The following is a 21,991-nucleotide window of genomic DNA, read 5'->3' as shown; positions in this document are numbered from 1 at the left end:
CGGCCGGGCGCTGGTCGCGGTGATGCTCTGCAACGTGCTGGAATGGTTCGACTTCGCGATTTACGGCCTGCTGGCGATCCATATTTCCCGAGCCTTTTTCCCACAGCACGGCGCGAATGCCGCGCTGCTCGCCACGCTCGCGGTGTTCGGTGTGAGCTTCGTGATGCGCCCGCTCGGCGGCCTCGTGCTCGGGGGCCTCGGCGATCGGCGCGGGCGCAAGCCCGCGCTGCTGCTGGCGGCGAGCCTGATGGCGTTGGCAACGCTGTCGATCGGCCTCATCCCCGCCTACGACCGAATCGGCGCGCTGGCGCCCATCCTGCTGCTGGTGGCCCGCATGCTCCAGGGCTTCTCGGCGGGCGGCGAGTGGGGCGTGGCGAGCGCCTTCCTGCTGGAATCCGCGCCCAGAGGCCGGCGCGGCTTTGCCACCAGCTTCCTGTCAGCCACGGTGGCGCTGGGCAGCGGTCTCGCCAGCGCCGCCGCCGCGCTGCTCGGCAGCCTGCTGTCGGTCGAGGAGATGGCAGCGTGGGGCTGGCGCGTGCCCTTCCTGCTCGGTGCCGGGCTCGGCCTCCTCGCATTGTGGCTGCGCGCGGGCATTGACGAGACCCCGGTCTATCGGCAGGCGCGGACCCGCCGCACGCGGGGCGCCGGCCCAGTGCTCGACCGTGTGCGGCGTCCGGGTCTCACGGTGTTCGGCTTCACCGTCCACTGGACGGTCTGCTTCTATGTCCTCGTTATATACTTTCCGATCTTCACGCAGAAGCAGGCTGGCCTCAGTCCCGCCGAGGCGGGCTGGTCGACCGCGCTCTGCACGGCGATCATCGTGCTGCTGGTGCCGCTCGTCGGGCGATTGTCGGACCGCTATGGCCGGCGCCCGTTCCTCATCGCCTCGTGCCTCGCCGTGCTGGTGCTGGTGCTGCCGGGCTTCTGGAGCGTCCTGCACACCCAGAGCCTCGCGATGGTTCTACTCGTGCAGGCCCTGTTCGGCGTTGCCATCGCGCTGTATTCGGGACCCGGCCCGGCGGTGACGGTCGAATTGTTCGATACGCTGGACCGATCGCGCTGGTCGTCGATTTCCTATGCGCTGGCCACCGCCACGTTCGGCGGCTTCGCACCCTTCATCGCCGTCTGGCTCACCAGCGCGCTGGATAGCCCGCTGGCGCCGGTCGCCTATGTCGTCCTCGCCAGCCTCACGAGCCTGCTCGTCATCTGGCGGCGGATGCCGGAAACCGCGCACGAGCCTGTCGCGTAACGATCCGACGGGCAGGCCCCGCCTCGCCTATTCGTCGCGGCTCCCGAGGGCTGGCGTATCGAACGCGCGGACGCCCAGGGGCGGAATGCCCGGCGAGGCGACATCGAGCGCCGGCGAGGCGACATCGAGCGCAGGAATGTCGAGCGAGGGGGCGCGCCCGTAATGGGCGTGATAGGCCCGCGCGAAGCTGGAATAGCCTTCATAGCCGATGCGGCGGGCGACCTCGCTGATGGACAGCCGGCCTTCCCGCAGCATCTGCTGGGCCCGCTCCATGCGCTGGACCAGCGCATAGGCATGGGGCGTAACGCCGAATGCGTCGCGAAAGCCGCTGGTCAGTTCATTGCGGTTGAGCCCGACGCGCTGCGCCAGTTGCTCGATGGTCGGCGGGCTGCCGAACTCGCGCCGGTAGATCTCCGCCGCCGCCTCGATCGCCCGCGCCTTCTGCCGCGGGCCCGCCGGGCGGGGCGCGCCCTGCCCGGGCATCGCGCCGAGTTGGGCGACGACGTCGCAGAGGATCTCGATCGTCTTGGCGCCGACAAAGATGCCGCGCAGCGGTTCCTGATATTTGCAGGTCAGGATCTGATCCACCAGGTGCAGGCCGGTCGAGGACAACGGCATATGCAGCACCTCGGGCGTACCCGTGCGCGAGAGGAAGATGGGCCGGTAGGCGGCCGGCAGGCGATCGACGTTCAGCCGATAATGCTCCACCAGATGGCGCCGGTCGCAGATGATCAGCAGGCCACGCAGCCGACCGCCCGCTCCCACATCCACGACGGACTGAGGCACGTTGCTGATTTCCAGCAGATGCGGGCTGACGAGATCCATCCGCTGGCCGATCCAGCGGTGATAATTGCCGGAGACGATGGCCTGGATGCAGACGAGGTCCTGCCGGGCGATCTTCAGGCTGTAGGGCTGCCCGGCCTCGAAATTGAGCACATGCAGCAGCGTGTAATCGTCCACGCGCCGGTAATTATGCTCCTTCACACGGAAGATGTCGTCGCTCGCGCCCAGTGCCTCGGCCCCGCGCAGGCGCTCTCCGAGGCGCAGCCCGGTGAGTACGTCGCGAAAATCGATATCGAGCTTGCGGTACTCGGACATGCCCCAATCACTTCCCGTCCACCGGCCGCCGGAATGCTCGTGCACCCCGCATCGCCGGGCGTGCCGCCGCTCGACGGGCAGCCATGGCTATCGCGCATTATCACACGCTGTATCCAGTTATCATGCCCGGCTTCGCTTTGCGCCATTCCTCTGCCAGCAAACAGGCTGACGGCGCCCGCAAGGGCCTCGCCCTGAAGATGCGCCACTCGATCGCCCCCATTCGCCGAACCATCCCTTGCGCCCGATCAGCTTCCCACATGCCAAGAGGCGCCCCCGGCGCGGCAGAAACGCCAGCCCGCCGGCTCCCTGTGCCAGGCGGCGCGCTCGATCTGAATATATAATATCAAATACAATTGCTGCATTGCGGGACAAATCGGCTCGACCTGCTAGCTATTGCAAAACAAACGACAGATGCGCCATCTATAAAATTGCGTATCATGACACGCTTTTATTCGACACTCGGCGCATCATGACTGGGACTCCGAGAATTCCGGCTCGCTGGGTGGAATTCCGCCCTCCTTCCTCGCTCGATGAGGCGCATCATGGCTGACAAGTCGGCCGGCAAGCTTTCCCTTTTTTCGCTCACCGCCATGGTCGTCGGCTCGATGGTCGGCGCCGGCATCTTCAACTTGCCGGGCCGCTTCGCCACGGCGACGGGCCCGTTCGGCGCCATCATCGCCTGGGCGATCGCCGGCACCGGCATGTACATGCTGGCCCGCGTGTTCCAGGCGCTGGCGGAAAAGCGGCCGGACATCGATTCCGGCGTGTTCGCCTATGCCAAGGCGGGCTTTGGCGATTACATGGGCTTCCTCTCGGCCTTCGGCTACTGGCTGGGAAGCTGCCTGGGCAACGTGTTCTACTGGGTACTGATCGGCTCGACACTCGGCCGCTTCTTCCCCGAAATCTTCGGCGACGGCAGCACCGCCACCGCGATCATGGTGTCGCTGGCCGGTATCTGGCTGTTCCACTTCATGATCCTGCGCGGCGTCGAGCAGGCGACCTTCATCAACATGGTCGTCACCATCGCCAAGATCGTGCCGCTGATCGTGGCGATCCTCGCCTTCATCTTCTTCTTCAATTATGCGCAGTTCTCCGAGAACTTCTTCGGCGGCGTGGGCATGCCGGAGAAGACGCTGCTGGCGCAGGTGCGCGACACCATGTTGATCACGGTGTTCGTGTTCCTCGGCATCGAGGGGGCCAGCGTCTATTCGCGCTTCGCCAAGAAGCGTTCGGATGTCGGCTCGGCTACCATTCTCGGCTTCGTCGCCGTCACCGGACTGATGGTGGCGGTTACCATGCTGCCCTTCGCCACGGCGCCGCGCGCCTATATTGCCGGGGTGGCGAACCCCTCGCTGGCCGGCGCGCTGGAACTGGTAGTCGGCCACTGGGGCGCGATCTTCATCTCCATCGGCGTGCTGGTCTCGGTGCTCGGCGCCTATCTCGCCTGGTCGCTGATCTGCGCGGAAGTGCTGTTTGCCGCCGCCAAGTCCAAGGACATGCCCAAGCTGTTCGCGGCGCAGAACGGCAACCGCGTGCCGGCCAACGCGCTGTGGATGACCAATATCGTCGTCTCGCTGTTCGTCATTTCCACCTACTGGTCGCGCGACGCCTTCAACTTCATGCTCGACATGACCAGCGTCACCTCGCTGCTGCCCTACCTTCTGGTGGCGGGCTATGGCGTGCTGCTGGCGCGCAGCGGCGTCGGCTACGAGAAAACGCCGAACGAGCGCGGCCGCGACCAGGTCTTCGCGTGGATCGCCGTGGTCTACACGCTGTTCATGTTCGTCGCCGCCGGCCTGAAATACGTGCTGCTGGTCGCGGTGCTGTTCGTGCCGGGCACCATCCTTCTCTATTTCTGGGCCCGCCGCGAGCAGAAGGCGCGCCTGTTCACCCCCATCGAGCTGGTGATCTTCGGCGTGACCTTGGTGGCGGGTGCCATCGGCACCTACGGCCTTCTCACCGGCATCATCACACCCTGACAAGAACAAGCATCGGGAGCCTCATCATGGAAACGAAATTCGGCGTGCACTCCGAGGTCGGCCAGCTGCGCAAGGTCATGGTCTGCGCGCCCGGCCGGGCCCACCAGCGCCTGACGCCCAGCAATTGCGACCAGCTTCTGTTCGACGACGTGCTGTGGGTCGACGTCGCCAAGCGCGACCATTTCGACTTCGTCAGCAAGATGCGCGAGCGCGGCATCGACGTGGTGGAAATGCACAACCTGCTGACCGAGACCGTGGCGATCCCGGAAGCCAAGACATGGATCCTCGACAACCAGGTCGTGCCGAACCAGATCGGCCTCGGCTTCGTCGACGAGGTGCGCTCCTATCTCGAGGGCCTGTCGAACCGCCAGCTCGCCGAGACGCTGATCGGCGGCCTGTCGACCTATGAATTCCCCGAGACCATGGGCGGGGCCACGCTGGAGCTGATCCGCGATGCGGCCGGGGTGAACGAATATCTGCTGCCGCCGCTGCCGAACACGCTCTACACCCGCGACACCACCTGCTGGATCTATGGCGGCGTCACGCTCAACCCGCTCTATTGGCCGGCGCGGCACGAGGAGACCATCCTCACCACCTCGATCTACAAGTTCCATCCGGACTTCGCCGGCAAGGTGAAGGTGTGGTGGGGCGACCCGACGCAGGATTGGGGCATGGCCACGCTGGAAGGCGGCGACGTGATGCCGATCGGCAAGGGCAACGTGCTGATCGGCATGAGCGAGCGCACCTCGCGCCAGGCGATCAGCCAGGCGGCGGCGGCTCTGTTCGCGCAGGGCGGCGCCGAGCGCGTCATCGTCGCGGCCATGCCGAAGCTGCGCGCGGCCATGCATCTCGACACCGTCTTCACCTTCGCCGACCGCGACTGCGTGCTGCTCTATCCCGATATCGTCGACAAGATCGAGTGCTTCTCCTACCGCCCCGACGGCAAGGGCGGAGTGGAGCTTTCCAAGGACAAGGGCCTGGTCGAAACCGTTCGCGAGGCGCTGGGCCTGAAGGAGTTGCGCGTCGTCGAGACCGGCGGCAACGACTACATGCGCGAGCGCACCCAGTGGGACAGCGGCGCCAACCTCGTCTGCGCCTCGCCGGGCGTGGTGTTCGCCTATGACCGCAACACCTATGCCAACACGCTGCTGCGCAAGGCGGGCATCGAGGTCATCACCATCGATGGCTCCGAGCTCGGTCGCGGCCGCGGCGGCGGCCACTGCATGACCTGCCCGATCATCCGCGACGCGGTGGAGTTCTGAGGCGGGCCTTTCCCTCTCCTCTGAGCCGAGGGAGCCGCACGCGCACCCGTCCCCCTCTCCCCCTCGGGGAGAGGGTTGGGGTGAGGGGTTTTGCCGCTCCGCCATCGTCGATCCCCTCCCCGACCCGCTGTGCGGACTACCCCTCCCCTCCCCGGCGGGGAGAGGAACGTTTGACGGACGCATTCAGGTGCCTCGATGACCGAACCTTCCCCGCAGAAATTCGCCCTGCCGACGCTGTCCGCCATGGTGGTGGGCTCCATGGTCGGGGCGGGCATCTTCTCGCTGCCACAGACCTTCGGGCGCGTCACCGGCGGGCTCGGGGCCATCATCGCCTGGGGCATCGCGGGCGGGGGCATGCTGATGCTGGCCTTCGTGTTCCAGACACTGTCGCGCCGCAAGCCGGAGCTGGACGCGGGCGTCTATGCCTATGCCAAGGCCGGCTTCGGCAATTATCTCGGTTTCCTCTCGGCGCTCGGCTACTGGACCGTGTGCTGCCTGGGCAATGTCTCGTACTGGGTGCTGATCAAGTCGACGCTCGGGGCGCTGTTCCCGGTTCTGGGCGACGGCAACACCGTGACGGCGGTGGCGATCTCCTCGGTCGGCGTGTGGGTGGTGCACTTCCTCATCCTGCGCGGCGTGCGCGAGGCGGCCTTCATCAACACCGTTGTGACGGTCGCCAAGATCATTCCGATCCTGATCTTCCTCGTCTTCGTTGGGTTCGGCTTCAAAGCCGATATCTTCGCCGTGAATTTCCATGGCGGGCCGGGGCTGGAGAGCGAGGGCCTGTTCGCGCAGGTGCGCGGCACCATGCTGGTAACGGTGTTCGTCTTCGTCGGCATCGAAGGCGCCAGCGTCTATTCGCGCTATGCCAGGAAGCGCTCCGATGTCGGCCTCGCCACGCTGCTGGGCTTTCTCGGCGTGCTGTGCCTGCTCGTGCTGGTGACGATGCTGTCCTATGGCGTGATGCTGCGGCCGGATCTGGCGGAACTTCGCAACCCGTCCATGGCCGGCGTGCTGGCCGCACTGGTCGGGCCGTGGGGCGCGGTGTTCATCAGCCTCGGGCTCATCGTCTCCGTGCTGGGCGCCTATCTCTCCTGGTCGCTGCTGGCGGCGGAGGTGCTCTATTCGGCCGCGAAGATGGAGAGCATGCCGGCCTTTCTGGCGGCGGAGAACCGGAACAAGGTGCCGTTCGCCGCACTGTGGCTGACCAACAGCCTGATCCAGCTGTTCCTGATCCTGACGCTGTTCGCCGAGCAGGCCTTCCTGCTGGCGCTCAAGCTGACGTCCTCGATGATCCTGCTGCCCTATTTCCTCGTCGCCGCCTATGCGCTGAAGCTGGCGCTGAGCGGCGAGACCTATGGGCGCGAGCCGAAGGGCCGCAATGTCGACCTCACGCGCGCCGGCCTCGCCACGCTCTACGCCGCCGGGCTGATCTATGCCGGCGGCTTGAAATTCCTGCTGCTGTCGCTGGTGATCTACGCGCCCGGCACGGTGCTGTTCGTCATCGCCCAGCGCGAGCGCGGCCACCGGGTATTCGCCCCGGCCGAGGCGCTGCTGTTCGCGGTGGCGGCGGGCGGGGCCGTGCTGGCCTTCTATGGCCTGGCGACGGGGCGGATTAGCGTCTGACCCGCGAGGGGAACCGGGAGGCGCAGCGCCTCCCGGCCCGGATATCAGGCCGCGTTATAGAGACGACGCTCGAAAATCGGGCTGCCCTTGAGCCCGTTGAGCGCCTTGGCGGCGGCCAGCACGGCGAGATCGACCAGCGGCTCGACCAGAACGACCAGCATGTAGGCCGCGCCGAACGAGCCGATCGAGGCCGCGTTCTCCACGGTGAAGCCTTGGCCATAGAACGCCCAGAACGCCACCCACACGACGATACCGGCCTGGTAGGTGGTGGAGAGTGCCAGCGCCTGGCGGTACTTCAGCTCCACATAGGGCGTATTCGGCGCGATGATGCGGCCGGCCAGCGCGGTGAGCGCGAACAGCGGCACCAACAGCGTGGTGACGTTCATGCCGTATTGCGGCAGGTCGAACGGGGCGAAGAAGAGCCCCTGGATCAGCAGGCCGAGCGCGAGGCCGATCGCGGCCGGCGCGAGGCCGAAGATCAGGAACAGCGTCGAGCCGAGGATGAGATGCACCTCGGACACGCCGACCGGATGATGCGGCAGCACCTCGAAGAACGCGAAGACCAGCGCCGTGGTCATCGCGCTGCGGACGACAAGCGAGCCGAGCCCGCGCTCGCGCACGGCGTCGGCCGCCAGCTTCAGCGCATAGGTTCCGGCGCCCGCCGCCGTTACATAGCTGAGCCAGATCTTTCCTTCGGCCACGAGGCCGGGTTCGATATGCATGGGTCTCTCCTGTGCCGTCTCACCCGACGGCGTTTGCATGGGCCTTCCTGCAGGGCCGGTCTCCTGACTCGCGGGTCACGGCAAGCCTTCCGCCTTCCCGGCCCTCCCCTCGCGGGGGCAGGCCAGTGGCGCGTTGGAAGGCCGCTCGCCGCTCACAGTCGCGGGGGCGGTCGGGGCTTCGGGCGCGGTGTCCGTGACCGGACCAGCGCCCTTCCCCATTCCCGTTTCATCCGCGCGGAGCAATCCACGCGGACACCATGCAGCCTGCCCAACACGCCCGTCGCAGGACCCGCTGTCAAGCCGGCATGAGGTATTTGCCTGGGGGGCGAGCCGATGTGCGCCGCTAGAGGGGCGCCACGATGAGTTCGATGCCCGCCTCGGTGATCCAGCCCGCGTCGGCGGACGGGGGCGCGCGGTCCGTCACCAGAAGGTCGATATCGCTGGTGGCGCAGATGCCGACGGCGGCCCGCCGACCGAACTTGGAACTGTCCGCCACGACCAGCGCCCGGCTCGACGCCTCGATCATGGCGCGGGCGATACGCGCCTCGTCCAGGTCGAAATCCATGAAGGTCCCGCCGGCGTCCACCGCCGCCACCGACAGGATGGCGAGGTCGGCGCGGAACTGCCGGATGAAGGCCAGCGCCTCCGGCCCGACAGTCGCCGCGAGATCGGCGCGCAGTTCGCCGCCGGCCATGTAGACGCGGTTGCCCGCGCGGCCGACCAGATGGCGGGCAATCTCCAGCGAATTGGTGATCACGGTGAGGTTGCGGCGAATGCCCAGCGCCTGCGCCACATAGGCGGTGGTCGAGCCGGTATCGATCAGCAGAACCTGACCGTCCTCGACCCGCGCCGCGACCGCCGCGGCAAGCGCCCGCTTTTCCGCGGCGTGCACGCGCAGGCGTCGCTCGAACGGGGCTTCGGCGAGAGGCGCGGCAAGCGGCGCGACAAGCGGGATCGGCGCGGGCCCCGCCCAGGCGACGCCGCCATGGGCGCGCGTCAGCATGCCGGCCTCGACCAGCGCCCGCACATGCCGGCGCACCGTCTCGTCCGACACGCCGAGCTTTTCCGCCAGCGCGCGGATACGGGCGAAGCCCTGCGCGCGCACCGCCTCGAGGATCGCCGCCTGCCAGCGCGTGGGGTGAGGAACGGTCATGCGCGATCTCCCTTGTCGGGCAAGTTTGTGGAGTTGAGACTCTCAAATCAACAAATTTGAGGGTTCTGTGTTGATTTTCGTGGGAATGTCCGTGATCCTCATCGTCATGGGCCGAATGTGCCCCCGCTGCCGGCCCTTCCAGATCGGGTGTCTGTCCATGGTCCCCCTGTCCGCCCTTCGCCCGCTTCGTCTTTCGCTCCCGGGCACCGCCTTATGAGCGACACCGACGCCATCCGGGACAAGGTGCGCGCATTGGCCTTCTGGCGTGGACGGGTCGATCCGCAGCCGCTGACGGGGGGCATCACCAACACCAATTTCCGCGTGGAGGATGATGGCCGCCATTTCGTCGTGCGGGTGGGCGCGGATATTCCCGAGCACGGCATCCTGCGCGCGGCCGAGCTTGCCGCCAGCCGCGCCGCCCATGCGGCCGGCGTCTCGCCCGCCGTGCGGCACGCCGAGCCGGGCATATTGGTGCTCGACTATATCGAGGGCCGCACCTATGGCGCGGACGACGTGCGGGCCGATATTGAGCGCGTCGCCGCGCTGGTGCGCCGCGCCCATCACGGCGTGCCGCTTCATCTGCGCGGCCCCGCGCCGGCCTTCTGGGTGTTCCATGTGGTGCGCGACTATGCGCACCGGCTCACCGAGGCCCGCTTCCGGCTGGGCGGCGAGATCCCGCGCTATCTCAACGTGGCGGCGCGGCTGGAGGCGGCGGTCGGGCCGGTCGACATCGTGTTCGGGCATAACGACCTGTTGCCCGCCAACTTCCTCGACGACGGCACCCGGCTGTGGCTGATCGACTGGGACTATGGCGGCTTCAACTCGCCGCTGTTCGACCTCGGCGGGCTCGCCTCCAATAACGGCTTCAGCGCCGAGGAGGCGGAGCGCCTGCTCGCGCTCTATTTCGGCGCGCCGCCGGATGAGACGCGGCGCCGTGCCTTCCAGGCCATGCTGACCGCCTCGCTGCTGCGCGAGGCCATGTGGAGCATGGTCTCGGAAATCCATTCGCCGATCGACTTCGACTACCGCGCCTACACGCATGAGAACCTCGCGCGGTTCGAGGCCGCCCTTGCCGCCTTCAACGAGATGGACCGCCGATGAGCGCCCCCGATCTTCCCACCTCCGCCCGCGTCGTCATCATCGGCGGCGGCATTGTCGGCACCTCGGTGGCCTATCACCTGGGCAAGATGGGCTGGACCGACGTGATCCTGCTGGAGCGCAACAAGCTCTCCTCCGGCTCCACCTGGCACGCGGCGGGGCTGGTCGGGCAGCTGCGCACCAGCGCCAACATCACCCAGCTGCTGGGCGAGAGCGTCGCGCTCTACAAGCGGCTGGAGGCCGAGACCGGCCTTGCCACCGGCTGGAAGATGAATGGCGGCCTGCGCCTCGCCTGCAATGCCGACCGCTGGACCGAGGTGAAGCGACAAGCCACCACCGCCAAGAGCTTCGGCCTCGACATGCAGCTCCTCACCCCGAAGGAGGCGCAGGACCTGTGGCCGCTGATGACCATCGACGACGTGGTCGGCGCCGCCTTCCTGCCCACCGACGGGCAGGCCAACCCGTCCGACATCACGCAGGCGCTGGCCAAGGGCGCCCGCATGGCCGGCGTCACCATTGCCGAGGAGATCGGCGTCGAGGCGATCGAGGTCGAGCACGGCAGGGTCCGTGCGGTCGTCACCACCGCCGGCCGCATCGCCTGCGAGAAGCTGGTGATCTGCGCCGGCATGTGGTCGCGCGCGCTCGGCCAGCTGGCCGGGGTGAACATTCCGCTCGTGCCCGTGCAGCACCAGTACATGGTGACGGAGCCGATCCCCGGCGTGCCGCGCAACCTGCCCACCCTGCGCGATCCCGACCGGCTGACCTACTACAAGGAGGAAGTCGGCGGGCTGGTGGCCGGCGGCTATGAGCCGAACCCGATCCCCTGGGCGATGCGCGGCATTCCCGACGGCTTCCATTTCCAGCTGCTGCAGGAGGACTGGGAGCATTTCGAGCCGACCATGAACCTCATGCTGGGCCGCGTGCCGGCGCTGGAGAGCGCCGGCATCAAGCAGCTGATCAACGGGCCCGAGAGCTTCACGCCGGACGGCAATTTCATCCTCGGCGAGGCGCCGGAGGTGCGCGGCATCTATGTCGGCGCCGGCTTCAACGCCTTCGGCATCGCGAGCGGCGGCGGCGCGGGCATGGCGCTGGCCGAATGGGTGGCGAAGGGCGAGGCGCCCTATGACCTGTGGCCGGTCGACATCCGCCGCTTCGGCGCCAATCACCGCGACGAGGGCTGGGTGCGCACCCGCACGCTGGAGGCCTATGCCAAGCACTACACCATGGCCTGGCCGGCCGAGGAACATGCCAGCGGGCGCCCGCTGCGCCGCTCCCCGCTCTATGACCGGCTGAAGGCCGCCGGCGCGGTATTCGGCGAAAAGCTCGGCTGGGAGCGCGCCAACTGGTTCGCCACCGACGGGGAAGAGCCGCGCGACCGCTATTCCTTCGAGCGGCCGAACTGGTTCGCGGCCGTGGGCCGCGAGCACGAAGCCTGCCGCGAGCGGGCCGCGCTGTTCGACCAGAGCTCCTTCGCCAAGTTCGAGCTGGTCGGCCGCGATGCCGAGGCGGCGCTCTCGTGGCTGTGCGCCAATGACGTCTCCAAACCGCCGGGCACCCTCACCTACACCCAGCTGCTCAACGCGCGCGGCGGCATCGAGTGCGACCTCACCGTCGCCCGCCTCGCACCGGAGCGCTACTACATCGTCACCGGCACCGGCTTCGCCACCCATGATTTCGAGTGGATCGCCCGCCATATCCCCGACGGGCTGGAGGCAAGGCTGATCGAGGTCACCTCCGCCCATGCGGTGCTGTCGCTGTTCGGGCCAAAGGCGCGCGACATTCTCGGCGCGTTGACGAGCGACGATCTTTCCAATGCCGGCTTCCCGTTCGGCCGGGTGCGCGAGGTCACCATCGCCGGCGCGCCGGTGATCGCGCTGCGCGTGACCTATGTCGGCGAACTCGGCTGGGAACTGCACGTACCCGCCGAATTCGCCGCCACGGTGTTCGATGCGCTCATCGAGGCGGGGCGCCCGCACGGGCTGGCGCTGGCCGGCTACCGCGCCATCGAGACGCTGCGGCTGGAGAAGGGCTATCGCGCCTGGGGCGCGGAGATCGGCCCGGACCATTCCCCGCTCGTCGCCGGGCTCGGCTGGGCGGTGAAGCTCCGGACCAACCAGCCCTTCCTCGGCCGGGAGGCGCTGGAAGCGCAGCGCGCCAAGCCATTGCCGCGCCTGCTCGCCGCCTTCACCGTGGATGATCCCGCCATCGTGCTGCTCGGCCGCGAGACCATCTATCGCAACGGCGTGCGCGCCGGCTGGCTGGCGAGCGGGGGTTTCGGCTACACGCTGGGCAAGCCGATCGGCTATGGCTATGTCCGCGACCCCGCGGGCGTCGACGCCGGCTATGTACTCTCGGGAAGCTACGAGCTGGAAGTTGCCGGCGCGCGCGTCGCCGCCACCGCCAGCCTCGCCCCGCTCTACGATCCGCAGATGACACGGGTGAAGGCATGAACACGCCGCCCCGGCCGCCCCAAGCGCAGCTGCGCGCGGTGCCGGGGTTTTCGCTCGGTTTGACACATCGGGAGAAAGAACCCTTCAATATTGCCGAACGGAGCGGCGCGACGGCGGAGCAAGGCAGCTGACGCGCGCGAGGCGAAGCGGCGGCGGACCCATCCGCTGGCGCGCGTCTGACGACGCTCCGGAACTCGCCTGAACGGGGGGACGGGCGTGAGGAAAAGTGCCGGCATCATCCGATACCGCCGGGCCGGCGGTGTCATCGAGGTTCTGCTTATCCATCCGGGTGGCCCGTTCTGGAGCCGCAAGGATGAGGGCGCCTGGTCCATACCCAAGGGCCAGATGGAGGATGGCGAGGAGGAGCAGACCACCGCGCGCCGGGAGTTCCACGAGGAGGTGGGCCAGCCCGCCGAGGGCCCGCTGCAGCCGCTCGGCTCGGTGCGGCAGAAGGGCGGCAAGACCGTGCATGCCTTCGCGCAGGAGGGCGACCTCGACATCAGCACCGTCGCGAGCCTCCGCTTCTCTCTGGAATGGCCGCCCCATAGCGGGCAGCTGCGCGACTACCCGGAAGTGGACCGGGCAAGCTGGTTTACCCTTGTCGAGGCTCGCGCCAAGATGCTGCCGAGCCAGCTGCCGCTGCTCGACCGGCTGGAGGCGCTGCTGCAGGATTAGCCTTATCCGCTTTTGCCAGGCGGCAGCGCCGCGTCGAGCTCGTCCAGCCACACCCGCGCGCCGGCATCGGAAGGCGCCCGCCAGTCGCCGCGCGGCGAGAGCGAGCCGCCCGAGGAAATCTTCGGCCCGTTGGGCAGCGTGGAGCGCTTGAACTGGTTGGCGAAGAAGCGGGTGAGGAACAGCCGCAGCCAGTGGCGGATCTCCTCGCGCGAATAAGCCCGCCGGTCCTCGCCCGGCACATGCGCCGGCCAGCGCCCGCGCGTCTCGTCGCCCCAGGCCTGCTCGGCGAGATAGGCAATGCGCGAGGGGCGGAAACCGTAGCGCGTGAGGTAGAACAGATTGAAGTCCTGCAGCGCATAGGGCCCCACCACCTGCTGGGTGGATTGGATGGGAGTGCCCGCCCCGGCCGGCACCAGCTCGGGCGAAATCTCGGTGGCGAGCACGGCGGCCAGCACCGCCGCCGTTTCCGGCGAGACGTCGCCCGATTCCGCGACGAAGCGGATGAGGTGCTGGATCAGCGTCTTCGAGACCGAGGCGTTGACGTTGTAATGGGACATGTGGTCGCCCACGCCATAGGTGCACCAGCCGAGCCCCAGCTCGGACAGGTCGCCCGTGCCGACCACCAGTCCGCCCTGCTGGTTGGCGAGGCGGAACAGATAGTCTGTCCGCAGGCCCGCCTGCACGTTCTCAAAGGTCACGTCATAGACCGGCTTGCCCTCGGCAAAGGGATGGCCGAGATCGGCCAGCATCTGCCGCGCCGCCGGGCGGATGTCGATCTCCGCGCCGGTGACGCCGAGCGTGCGCATCAGCTCCCAGGCATTGGCCTTCGTCGCGTCGGACGTGGCGAAGCCCGGCAGCGTGTAGGCCAAGACGTCGGTGCGCTTGCGGCCCAGCTGGTCCATGGCGCGGGCGGCGACGATGAGCGCCTGCGTGGAATCGAGCCCGCCGGAGACGCCGATCACCAGCCGCCTCAGCCCGGTCGAGGCGAGGCGCTGCGACAGGCCCTGAACCTGGATGTTGTAAGCCTCGTAGCACTCCTCGGCGAGCCGCGCCTCGTCGGCCGGCACATAGGGAAAGCGCTCGATCACGCGCTCGAGCGCCACCGGCCCCGCCGGCCGCTCCAGCGCGAAGGGGACCGTGCGGAACGGCGCGGTCCCGGCAAGTTCGGTGCGCGCGCAGTCACCGAACGTGTTGGTGCGCATGCGCTCCTGACGCAGCCGCTCCAGATCGATATCCGCGGTGACGAAAGTTGAACTGGCCGGAAAGCGCTCGCTCTCGGCCAGCATCTCGCCATTCTCGAACAGTGCGGCATGGCCGTCCCAGGCCAGATCGGTGGTGGATTCGCCCGGCCCCGCCGCCGAATAGGCATAGGCGGCGATGCAGCGGCTGGAATGGCTGGCGCAGAGCAGGCGGCGGGTGCGCGCCTTGCCGATGGTGATGTTGCTGGCGGAGAGATTCAGCAGCAGTTCCGCCCCGGCCAGCGCTGCCCGGGTGGAGGGCGGCAGCGGCACCCAGATATCCTCGCAGATCTCGACATGGAAGTTCACCGCCACGGCGCCGCCGGAGCGGAAGATGAGATCGGTGCCGAAGGGCACGTTCGCGCCGGCGACCGCGATGTCCCCGCCCTCCCCGCCGCCGGGCGTGAAATGGCGGCGCTCATAGAACTCGCGATAATTCGGCAGGTAGCTCTTGGGCACCACGCCCAGCACCCGGCCGGCGTGAATGACCACGGCGCAGTTGTAGAGCCGCCCCGCCCGGCGCAGCGGCGCGCCGATGACGAGCACCGGGTTCAGCTCCTGCGAGGCCACGGTGACGCGGGAAATGGCCGCCTCCACCTCGTCCAGCAGCGCGTCCTGCAGCAGCAGGTCGTCGATGGCGTAGGAAGACAGGCCAAGCTCGGGGAACAGCATGACGCCGACGCCGCGGGCATGGCCGGCGGCGGCAAGTTCCAGATGCTCGTGCACGGCGAAGGCGGGGTCGGCCACCCGCCCGCGTGGCACGCAGGCCGCCACCCGCAGGAAACCGTGACGATACATGCAGCTGAAATCGGCCATCCCGCACCCGCGCCTTCGCAAGGCAGGCGACGACGGGCCGCCTGCGCGGCACGATCTTTACCAGCCCCGGCGGCGGGAGCCAGAGGCAAGACGCGTCTCGATCATGCCGCGCGGGGCGTGCGGGACCGGGCTCAGGCGGAGCCGCCGATCGGCTCGCGGATCAGATGATCATTGACCCCGCGCACGCCCGGCGTGGTCTCGGCGACGACGCGCAGCGCGTGGCGCTCGGTCTCGGCATTGGTGATGCCCCAGAGGTCGACGATGCCGTTATCCACCGTCACGTTGATGCGCCAGCTATTGGCCCAGGGCTGCGCGTTCAGCCGGGCCAGCACGCTCTCGCGAATGGCGGAATCGGTCTGCGGAATATCGAGCGAGGCACTGGCGCGCGCCACCGCCTGGATCAGGTTGGCGCGGCTGACAATGCCGATCAGCCGGCCGTTCTCGACGATCGGAATGCGCTTGACGCCATGCTTTTCCAGCAGGGCGGCGATTTCGTGCAGCGGCGTGTCGGGTGGCGCCGTGACCACGCTGCGCCGCATCAGGTCGGCGACGGTCGCGCCATGCGACTTCACATATTCCGCCGCCAGCGTGTCGCTGTCGGTCAGGGCGGAGAGCAGCCAGGAACGCCGGCGCTCGGTGCCCGATTCGACGCGGTGCAGGAGATCGCCCTCGCTGATGATGCCGACGAGATCGCCATCGTCGTTCAGCACCGGCAGGGCGCTGATGCGTTTTTCGAGGAGCAGCCGGGCGACATCGGTCACCCGATCGGTCGGCTTGGCGGTAATCACCGGCGAGGTCATCACATCACGCGCCTGCATGGTCGTCTCCCTTGGTATTTTCTATGCTGCATACGCAGCTTGGCAGAAGAAATGTCGCCTGCATTGATACCGATCAACAATGCGCAAGCCTGCGGTCAGGATTGGACTGCCGACGGCAAGTCATCGGCCGAGATGGAACCGACCCGGGGGATATTACCCCATCCGCTTCGCCAAGCTACCTCTAGGGAAGAAACACCCTGAATTCCGGTCGGCAGCGGGCGAACCAGCTGAAACGCGCCCCGCGAGCCAACCCGCTGGCCTCGATAAAGATGGTGGTCGTCAGTTTTGCCCGGTTTGCTATGATGTCGATGTCCGGCGCCTCGCCTCGTGAGAGCCGCGCTGCGGAGGATCGGCCCATGCCCTTTCCCAGCCCTGCCGATCCGCCGCCGCCCCGGGGGGCGTCAGCACCTGCCGCCGCCCCTGCGCAACCAAATTCGGCAACCCGTCTGGGCGGCGCCCATGGCTTGCGATCGACATAGACGCGTGAGGCCGGAAGCAAGGTTGAGGAGGGCCAACCAATGGAAAAACATCCCTTTCAGGACGGTTCCGATCCGTTCGCGCAGATGCGCGCGGCGCAGGCCGCCGCGATGGACCAGATGCGCGGCGCGCAGGCCCGCTCGCTCGACCTGCTCGGCTTCGGCACCCACGAATGCGCCTATGACATGGTCGGCGCCGGGCCGCACTGGCGGCTGCGGCGCTATCATGGCGCGACAGCCGGCGCCCCGCTGCTCCTCGTGCCGGCGCCGATCAAGCGGCCCTATATCTGGGACCTGACGCCGGATGTCAGCGTGGTGCGCTTCTGGCTCGATCAGGGTCTGTCGGTCCACCTGCTCGAATGGATCGCGCCGACCGACGCCGACGGACCGGCAGGAATCGAGGATTATGCCCGCGCCATCCTCGCGGCGGGCAGAGCCATCCGGGATGCTCGCGCGGAAGGTCTCGGCGAGGATCACGGGGAGGGGCGCGGGCATAACGAGGCGTCGGGGCCCCTCTTCCTCATCGGCCACTCGCTGGGCGGCACGCTGGCGGCCATCGCCTGCGCGATGGAACCGGATCTGGCCCGGGGTGTCGTGCTGCTCGGAGCGCCGCTCAGCTTCGAGCCGGGGTCGAGCGCGTTCCGCGATCTCGTGGTGGCTCAGAACCACGAGACGCCGGAGGACAGGCCGGTGCCGGGCTCTCAGCTGTCGCAAGGCTGCGCGATGCTCTCACCCGTCGCCTTCGTCTGGGCGCGCTGGATGGACATCGCGCTCAGCCTTGCCGATCCCGCCGCGCTGAACGTCCACCTCCATGTCACGCGCTGGGCGCTGGACGAGGTGGCGCTGCCGGGCAAGCTCATACGCCAGATGGTGGACTGGCTCTACCGCGAGGATCGCTTCCGGCTCGGCCGCCTTGCGCTCGGCGCGCGTTTGCTGGGCCCGGCCAATCTTACGACACCGGTGCTCGCGGTGATCACGCCGGCCGACGAGATCGGCCCGCGCACGGCCGTTGAGCCATTCTTCGCGCGGATATCGGGCGGCGACACGCAGATTCTCGAGCATCCCGCGGAAATCGGCGTCGGCTTGCAGCACCTCGCCATTCTCGCCGGCCGACGGGCGCATGCGCAGACCTGGCCGCAGATTGCCGGATGGATGGCGGCACGAGGCTGAACCGCATCCTTCCCGCCGACCCTCTGGCGAATACCGGTTCCCCGGACGGACTCCGGCGGGCCCCAACCCGCCGGATTCACGCAACCGACGCCCCTGCCCGACGATGCGTCAGGCCGGCCTCGTTCAGCGGGGGGCGATGTCGTCCACCTCGGCCTGGGGCCGGTCGCCGCCCAGCGCGGTTTCTTCGTGCCACTTGCCGTCCTTGTCCTGATACTGGATGCGCCGGGTCTCGTCCGGCAGCGACTGGCGCGCCGCGGCATGGCGCGCCGCCTTCAGCGCCGCATCATGAGTGGTGAAGGTCTCGGAATAGACATCGCCGAGCCGGTAGGCCCAGCCCTCGTCATGGGGGACGATCACGTAGTGAATCTGGCTCATGGCACGGGTTCCCTTCCACTGCCGCCGCGCGGTATCCCGGCGGCGTCGCTGGCTCAGGAGATCGACATCAAGACGCCACCTGTCAACCGCAGGCAGGCGCCGGGCTTCGAGGACGCACGCCCTTGTCGCGGCGGGGCACAGCGGCAGGATCGTTTCCGGACGGGCGACGTGGGTATAATCACGGCGCGTACCGCCGGCGGATGGCCGGCGCCGGCCGGGGAGCGCCGCAGGAGGAAAAGCCACGGTGGCTGACAGAGACGACCATCCTGCTTCGCATTCCCTGTCGCGCCCCTTCATGCAGCCATTGCTGGCCGCCAACGCGGCCGGGCTCTGGGGGGTCGTCGCCATCCTCCTCTCGCTCGTGCTGGTGTCCGGCTTCGTGGCGACCATGCCCTTTGCCCGGGCGCCCCTCGCGCACAGCGAATTGCTGCTGCCGGCCTATGCCTCCGCGACCGGCCTGCTCGAAGGCATCACCGCAGCCTTGCTGTTCTCGCTCTACACAGTCCAGCGGAACCGCGCGCTGCTGTTCCTCGCGGCGGGCTACCTGTTTTCCGCGCTGATCGTTCCAAGCTGGCTGCTGTCCTTTCCCGGCCTGTTCCCCGACTTCGGCTTCGAGTTCGGCCTGCAGACGACAGCGGCGATCGCGACGGTGCGCCGCATCGGCTTTACCCTCTTCGTGCTGGCCTACGCGCTCGCTCCCGCACGCGGTATTCCTCGCGGCACGACGCGCGGGAGCCTCATGGGTGCGATCGCGGCGGTGGCCGGCATGGTCGGTCTTCTCACCTTCGCCATCTTCGCCAGCCGCGAGACCCTGCCGGCCTTCATGCTCGATGGTCGCCACGTCGGTCGGCTATGGAGCTATGTTCCGCCGATCGCCCTCGCCCTCTATGGGCTGGACATGGCCATCCTGCTGCGGCGCCGGCGCAGCCAGCTCGATCTGTGGGTGGTTCTCGTGCTGTTCTCGCTGATGGTCGAGCTGCTGCTCATCTCCTATCTCGGTGGTGCCATCCGGCTCAGCGTCGGCTGGTGGGCCGGCCGGCTCTACGGGCTGGTCGCCGCCAGCATCGTGCTGCTGGCGCTGCTGGCGGAGACCACGCTCGTCTATGCGCGACTGGCCCGCACCGTCGCCGCCGAGCGGCGCGTGCGGCAGAACCGCCTCACCGCCATGGAGGCGCTGTCCGCCTCGATCGCGCACGAGATCAACCAGCCCCTCGCCAGCATGGTCACCAATGCCGACGCCGCGCTGCGCTGGCTGGCCAAGGCGGAACCACGGCTCGACAAGGCGGGGGATGCGCTGCGGCGGATCGTCGAGGATGGCCACCGCGCCAATGCGGTGGTCACCGGCATCCGCACCATGTTCACCACCGGCACGCAGGAGCGCGCCGAGCTGGACCTCAACGCGCTGGTGGAAGGGGCGGTGCAGAGCGCGAGCACGGAAGCGATGCATGGCTTCATCGAGATCCGCACCGACCTCGCGCCTTCCCCCCTGACCGTCGTCGGCAACACCGTGCAGCTTCACCATGTGCTGCGCAACCTCATTGAAAACGCCATCGATTCCGTGCGGATTGGCGGGGAATGGCCACGCCGCGTGATCGTGCGCACCCGGCTGGAAGCCGCGGGCGAGGTGCATGTGAGCGTCGCCGATAACGGCACCGGCATTGCCAGCGACATCGTCGAGCGGCTGTTCGACCCGTTCGTGTCGACCAAGCCGGGCGGCATGGGCATGGGGTTGATGTTCTGCCGCGCGGTGGTGGAGGCGCATGGTGGGCGGGTCTGGGCCAGCCCCAACCAGCCGCGGGGGGCGGTCTTCCATTTCTCGCTGCCCGCGGCCATGGTGCCGGGTGGCGATGCGCCCGATATGGCGGGCGCGGACCCGCGCGGTGGAGAACAGGGGGGCGCGCGATGATGGCATCCGTCGTCTATGTCGTGGATGATGACCGGTCGATCCTCGCCTCGCTGGAAAGCCTGCTCGCCTCCGAGGGCTATGAGGTGCTGACCTTCGACAGCGCGCAGGCCTTTCTCGACGCGCCCGCCCGCAAGACGCCCGGCTGCCTCGTGCTGGATGTCCGGCTGCGCGGCACTAGCGGGCTGGAATTCCAGCGCGAGCTGCGCCGGCGCGGCAATCCCACGCCGGTCGTGTTCATCACCGGCCATGGCGACGTGCCCATGTCGGTCGCGGCGATGAAGGCCGGCGCCATCGAGTTCCTGCTCAAGCCATTCCGCGACCAGGACCTGCTCGACGCCGTGCGCAACGGCATCGAGCTCGACCGCGCCCGCCGCTCGGCGGATTCGCAGATGTTCGAGCTGCGCGAGCGCTACGCGGCGATGACGCCGCGCGAACGCGAAATCATGCCGCTGGTGGCGAGCGGCCTGATGAACAAGCAGATCGCCTCCTCGCTGCAGCTCAGCGAGGTGACGGTGAAGGTGCACCGCGCGCAGATCATGCAGAAGCTGAAGGCGCGGACACTGGCCGACCTGGTGCGCATCTCCGACCGGCTCTCGGGGGATACCGGCAAGGAATAACCGGATCACACCCGAGGATAATTGTTCCCGCCCGGCGCGGGGGCCAAGCTCGTCCGTCTCGCCGCCCCCTGACAGAGGGGCGGCCTTCCGGAGCGGGCCCGCCGATGCACTGGGTGGTGGCGATCGTCGACGATGACGCGGCGTCCCTGGCGGCAATTGCCGGGCTGGTCGACGCGCTCGGTTTCAGTACCCTTGCCTTCCATGACCCCGCCGCCTTCCTCGCCGCGCGCGCCGTCGTCGAGGTGAACGCGCTGATCGCCGATTTCCGCCTGCCAGGGCTCAACGGGCTGGCGCTGCATCGCCGCCTCCGGCACCTCGGGATAAGCCTGCCGACCGTGCTCGTCACCGCCTATCCCGACGAGGCGACACGGCTTCAGGCCCTGAAGGAGGGGGTCCGGGCCTATCTCGCCAAGCCTGTATCGCCGGAAGCGCTGCTGGCGTGCCTGCGGCCGGCCGCGGACCCGCGCTGATACCGCGTGCGCCCCGAATTGCGTGCGATCGCGGGCATCGTCCTATCCTCAAGGTCAATCCGCCTCCCTCCGGGGCACAATTGCCCCGAACCGGCCGCGCTTCCTAAAACTCGGCACCTCCCCAACCAGAGGATGTCCGATGGCGACCGCGACCCCCACCCCCGGCAAGGCCCTGATCGCGCCCGACAATCACGCGCTCGTGCTCATCGACTTCCAGTCGCAGATGTCGTTTGCGACCAAGTCGATCGACGCGATCACGCTGCGCAACAACGCCGCGCTGATCGCGAACGCCGCGGCCGGCTTCAAGGTGCCCACCATCCTCACCACGGTCGCCGAGAAGAGCTTCTCGGGCCCGATGTTCTCGGAGATCACCGAGGCTTTCCCCGGGCAGAAGCTGCTCGACCGCACCTCGATGAACACCTGGGAAGACGCCGCCGTCATCGACGAGGTCAACCGCATCGGCCGCGACCGCATCGTGCTGGCCGGCCTGTGGACCAGCGTCTGCATCGTCGGCCCGGCGCTCTCCGCGCTGCACCAGGGCTTCGAGGTCTACGTCATCGCCGATGCCTGCGGCGACGTTTCCGACGAGGCGCATGAGCGCGCCATGGAGCGCATGATCCATGCCGGCGTTCGCCCCATGACCTCGCTGCAATATCTGCTTGAACTGCAGCGCGACTGGGCCCGCACGGAGACATACGAGCTCACCACCGGCATCGCCAGGAAGTTCGGCGGCGCCTACGGCCTCGGCATCACCTACGCCAAGACCATGTTCGGCGCCTCGGAAGGCCACTGA

Annotated in this window: 19 protein-coding genes and 1 riboswitch; of the genes, 13 read left to right on the top strand and 6 right to left on the bottom strand. The window is 68.1% G+C overall.

Annotation, left to right across the window (positions count from 1 at the left end; genetic code table 11):
- The first annotated feature begins 22 nt into the window (after positions 1-22).
- A complete protein-coding gene (locus FHS55_RS02495) occupies positions 23-1,249 on the top strand; it encodes an MFS transporter (protein ID WP_246339852.1) in 1,227 nt (408 codons plus the stop codon).
- 27 nt (positions 1,250-1,276) lie between these two features.
- On the opposite strand, the gene FHS55_RS02490 is transcribed toward FHS55_RS02495, so the two are convergent.
- Positions 1,277-2,347, bottom strand: a complete 1,071-nt coding sequence (locus FHS55_RS02490) for a helix-turn-helix transcriptional regulator (protein WP_183188088.1) — start codon at positions 2,345-2,347, stop codon at positions 1,277-1,279.
- Between the two features lie 542 nt (positions 2,348-2,889).
- Between FHS55_RS02490 and FHS55_RS02485 the strand changes: the two genes are divergently transcribed.
- The 3 genes from FHS55_RS02485 (at position 2,890) to FHS55_RS02475 (ending at position 7,214) form a co-directional block, all read left to right on the top strand.
- Positions 2,890-4,326 (top strand): basic amino acid/polyamine antiporter, encoded by a 1,437-nt coding sequence (locus tag FHS55_RS02485; protein WP_183188087.1) that lies wholly within the window; start codon positions 2,890-2,892, stop codon positions 4,324-4,326.
- A 26-nt stretch (positions 4,327-4,352) separates the two neighbouring features.
- Complete coding sequence (locus FHS55_RS02480) at positions 4,353-5,588, top strand: arginine deiminase (RefSeq protein ID WP_183188086.1); 1,236 nt, start codon at positions 4,353-4,355, stop codon at positions 5,586-5,588.
- Between the two features lie 195 nt (positions 5,589-5,783).
- On the top strand, positions 5,784-7,214 hold the full coding sequence (locus FHS55_RS02475; protein ID WP_183188085.1) for a basic amino acid/polyamine antiporter: 1,431 nt from the start codon (positions 5,784-5,786) through the stop codon (positions 7,212-7,214).
- A 44-nt stretch (positions 7,215-7,258) separates the two neighbouring features.
- Here FHS55_RS02475 and FHS55_RS02470 read toward each other — a convergent pair whose 3' ends face one another.
- Both FHS55_RS02470 and FHS55_RS02465 read right to left on the bottom strand, forming a co-directional pair.
- Positions 7,259-7,936, bottom strand: coding sequence for an energy-coupling factor ABC transporter permease (locus FHS55_RS02470; protein ID WP_183188084.1), 678 nt, complete (start codon positions 7,934-7,936; stop codon positions 7,259-7,261).
- A gap of 36 nt (positions 7,937-7,972) precedes the next feature.
- Positions 7,973-8,211: riboswitch (cobalamin riboswitch) on the bottom strand.
- A 68-nt stretch (positions 8,212-8,279) separates the two neighbouring features.
- On the bottom strand, positions 8,280-9,089 hold the full coding sequence (locus FHS55_RS02465) for a DeoR/GlpR family DNA-binding transcription regulator (RefSeq protein ID WP_183188083.1): 810 nt from the start codon (positions 9,087-9,089) through the stop codon (positions 8,280-8,282).
- A 213-nt stretch (positions 9,090-9,302) separates the two neighbouring features.
- Between FHS55_RS02465 and FHS55_RS02460 the strand changes: the two genes are divergently transcribed.
- The 4 genes from FHS55_RS02460 (at position 9,303) to FHS55_RS02450 (ending at position 13,312) form a co-directional block, all read left to right on the top strand.
- Positions 9,303-10,190 (top strand): choline kinase family protein, encoded by an 888-nt coding sequence (locus tag FHS55_RS02460; protein WP_183188082.1) that lies wholly within the window; start codon positions 9,303-9,305, stop codon positions 10,188-10,190.
- Positions 10,187-12,637: a GcvT family protein gene (locus FHS55_RS02455; protein ID WP_183188081.1), complete on the top strand. Its 2,451-nt coding sequence runs from the start codon at positions 10,187-10,189 to the stop codon at positions 12,635-12,637. The genes FHS55_RS02460 and FHS55_RS02455 overlap by 4 nt, the downstream gene beginning before the upstream one ends.
- A complete protein-coding gene (locus FHS55_RS23695; protein WP_281379528.1) occupies positions 12,634-12,768 on the top strand; it encodes a hypothetical protein in 135 nt (44 codons plus the stop codon). The genes FHS55_RS02455 and FHS55_RS23695 overlap by 4 nt, the downstream gene beginning before the upstream one ends.
- 85 nt (positions 12,769-12,853) lie before the next feature.
- Entirely contained in the window at positions 12,854-13,312 is a 459-nt protein-coding gene (locus FHS55_RS02450) for an NUDIX domain-containing protein (protein ID WP_183188080.1), read from the top strand.
- Between the two features lie 2 nt (positions 13,313-13,314).
- Here FHS55_RS02450 and FHS55_RS02445 read toward each other — a convergent pair whose 3' ends face one another.
- Complete coding sequence (locus FHS55_RS02445; protein ID WP_183188079.1) at positions 13,315-15,366, bottom strand: NAD(+) synthase; 2,052 nt, start codon at positions 15,364-15,366, stop codon at positions 13,315-13,317.
- Positions 15,367-15,497: 131 nt separating this feature from the next.
- Positions 15,498-16,184: a CBS domain-containing protein gene (locus FHS55_RS02440; RefSeq protein ID WP_183188078.1), complete on the bottom strand. Its 687-nt coding sequence runs from the start codon at positions 16,182-16,184 to the stop codon at positions 15,498-15,500.
- Between the two features lie 518 nt (positions 16,185-16,702).
- On the opposite strand from FHS55_RS02440, the gene FHS55_RS02435 reads away from it, so the two are divergent.
- Positions 16,703-17,830 (top strand): alpha/beta hydrolase, encoded by a 1,128-nt coding sequence (locus tag FHS55_RS02435; protein ID WP_183188077.1) that lies wholly within the window; start codon positions 16,703-16,705, stop codon positions 17,828-17,830.
- A 123-nt stretch (positions 17,831-17,953) separates the two neighbouring features.
- Here the strand turns inward: FHS55_RS02435 and FHS55_RS02430 are convergent, their stop codons facing one another.
- Positions 17,954-18,205, bottom strand: coding sequence for a DUF2188 domain-containing protein (locus FHS55_RS02430; protein ID WP_183188076.1), 252 nt, complete (start codon positions 18,203-18,205; stop codon positions 17,954-17,956).
- Between the two features lie 244 nt (positions 18,206-18,449).
- On the opposite strand from FHS55_RS02430, the gene FHS55_RS02425 reads away from it, so the two are divergent.
- From FHS55_RS02425 to FHS55_RS02410, 4 genes are all read left to right on the top strand, one after another.
- Positions 18,450-20,111: an ATP-binding protein gene (locus tag FHS55_RS02425; protein WP_343055945.1), complete on the top strand. Its 1,662-nt coding sequence runs from the start codon at positions 18,450-18,452 to the stop codon at positions 20,109-20,111.
- A complete protein-coding gene (locus FHS55_RS02420; protein ID WP_210286846.1) occupies positions 20,111-20,728 on the top strand; it encodes a response regulator transcription factor in 618 nt (205 codons plus the stop codon). Before FHS55_RS02425 ends, FHS55_RS02420 begins: the two co-directional genes overlap by 1 nt.
- Before the next feature lie 104 nt (positions 20,729-20,832).
- Complete coding sequence (locus FHS55_RS02415; RefSeq protein ID WP_183188074.1) at positions 20,833-21,198, top strand: response regulator transcription factor; 366 nt, start codon at positions 20,833-20,835, stop codon at positions 21,196-21,198.
- A 139-nt stretch (positions 21,199-21,337) separates the two neighbouring features.
- Complete coding sequence (locus FHS55_RS02410) at positions 21,338-21,991, top strand: hydrolase (RefSeq protein WP_183188073.1); 654 nt, start codon at positions 21,338-21,340, stop codon at positions 21,989-21,991.

It is taken from the genome of Ancylobacter tetraedralis (assembly GCF_014195655.1).
Taxonomy (GTDB): domain Bacteria; phylum Pseudomonadota; class Alphaproteobacteria; order Rhizobiales; family Xanthobacteraceae; genus Ancylobacter; species Ancylobacter tetraedralis.
The sequence above is the reverse complement of the archived record's forward strand: the minus strand, read 5'-3'. Positions and strand labels throughout refer to the sequence as shown.

Coding starts and splice junctions, on each gene's coding strand:
- FHS55_RS02485 (WP_183188087.1), top strand. CDS start 2,890: ATGGCTGACAAGTCGGCCGGCAAGCTTTCCCTTTTTTCGCTCACCGCC.
- FHS55_RS02415 (WP_183188074.1), top strand. CDS start 20,833: ATGCACTGGGTGGTGGCGATCGTCGACGATGACGCGGCGTCCCTGGCG.
- FHS55_RS02465 (WP_183188083.1), bottom strand. CDS start 9,089: ATGACCGTTCCTCACCCCACGCGCTGGCAGGCGGCGATCCTCGAGGCG.
- FHS55_RS02470 (WP_183188084.1), bottom strand. CDS start 7,936: ATGCATATCGAACCCGGCCTCGTGGCCGAAGGAAAGATCTGGCTCAGC.
- FHS55_RS02490 (WP_183188088.1), bottom strand. CDS start 2,347: ATGTCCGAGTACCGCAAGCTCGATATCGATTTTCGCGACGTACTCACC.
- FHS55_RS02445 (WP_183188079.1), bottom strand. CDS start 15,366: ATGGCCGATTTCAGCTGCATGTATCGTCACGGTTTCCTGCGGGTGGCG.
- FHS55_RS02495 (WP_246339852.1), top strand. CDS start 23: ATGCTCTGCAACGTGCTGGAATGGTTCGACTTCGCGATTTACGGCCTG.
- FHS55_RS02455 (WP_183188081.1), top strand. CDS start 10,187: ATGAGCGCCCCCGATCTTCCCACCTCCGCCCGCGTCGTCATCATCGGC.
- FHS55_RS02430 (WP_183188076.1), bottom strand. CDS start 18,205: ATGAGCCAGATTCACTACGTGATCGTCCCCCATGACGAGGGCTGGGCC.
- FHS55_RS02420 (WP_210286846.1), top strand. CDS start 20,111: ATGGCATCCGTCGTCTATGTCGTGGATGATGACCGGTCGATCCTCGCC.
- FHS55_RS02410 (WP_183188073.1), top strand. CDS start 21,338: ATGGCGACCGCGACCCCCACCCCCGGCAAGGCCCTGATCGCGCCCGAC.
- FHS55_RS02440 (WP_183188078.1), bottom strand. CDS start 16,184: ATGCAGGCGCGTGATGTGATGACCTCGCCGGTGATTACCGCCAAGCCG.
- FHS55_RS02435 (WP_183188077.1), top strand. CDS start 16,703: ATGGAAAAACATCCCTTTCAGGACGGTTCCGATCCGTTCGCGCAGATG.
- FHS55_RS02475 (WP_183188085.1), top strand. CDS start 5,784: ATGACCGAACCTTCCCCGCAGAAATTCGCCCTGCCGACGCTGTCCGCC.
- FHS55_RS23695 (WP_281379528.1), top strand. CDS start 12,634: ATGAACACGCCGCCCCGGCCGCCCCAAGCGCAGCTGCGCGCGGTGCCG.
- FHS55_RS02460 (WP_183188082.1), top strand. CDS start 9,303: ATGAGCGACACCGACGCCATCCGGGACAAGGTGCGCGCATTGGCCTTC.
- FHS55_RS02480 (WP_183188086.1), top strand. CDS start 4,353: ATGGAAACGAAATTCGGCGTGCACTCCGAGGTCGGCCAGCTGCGCAAG.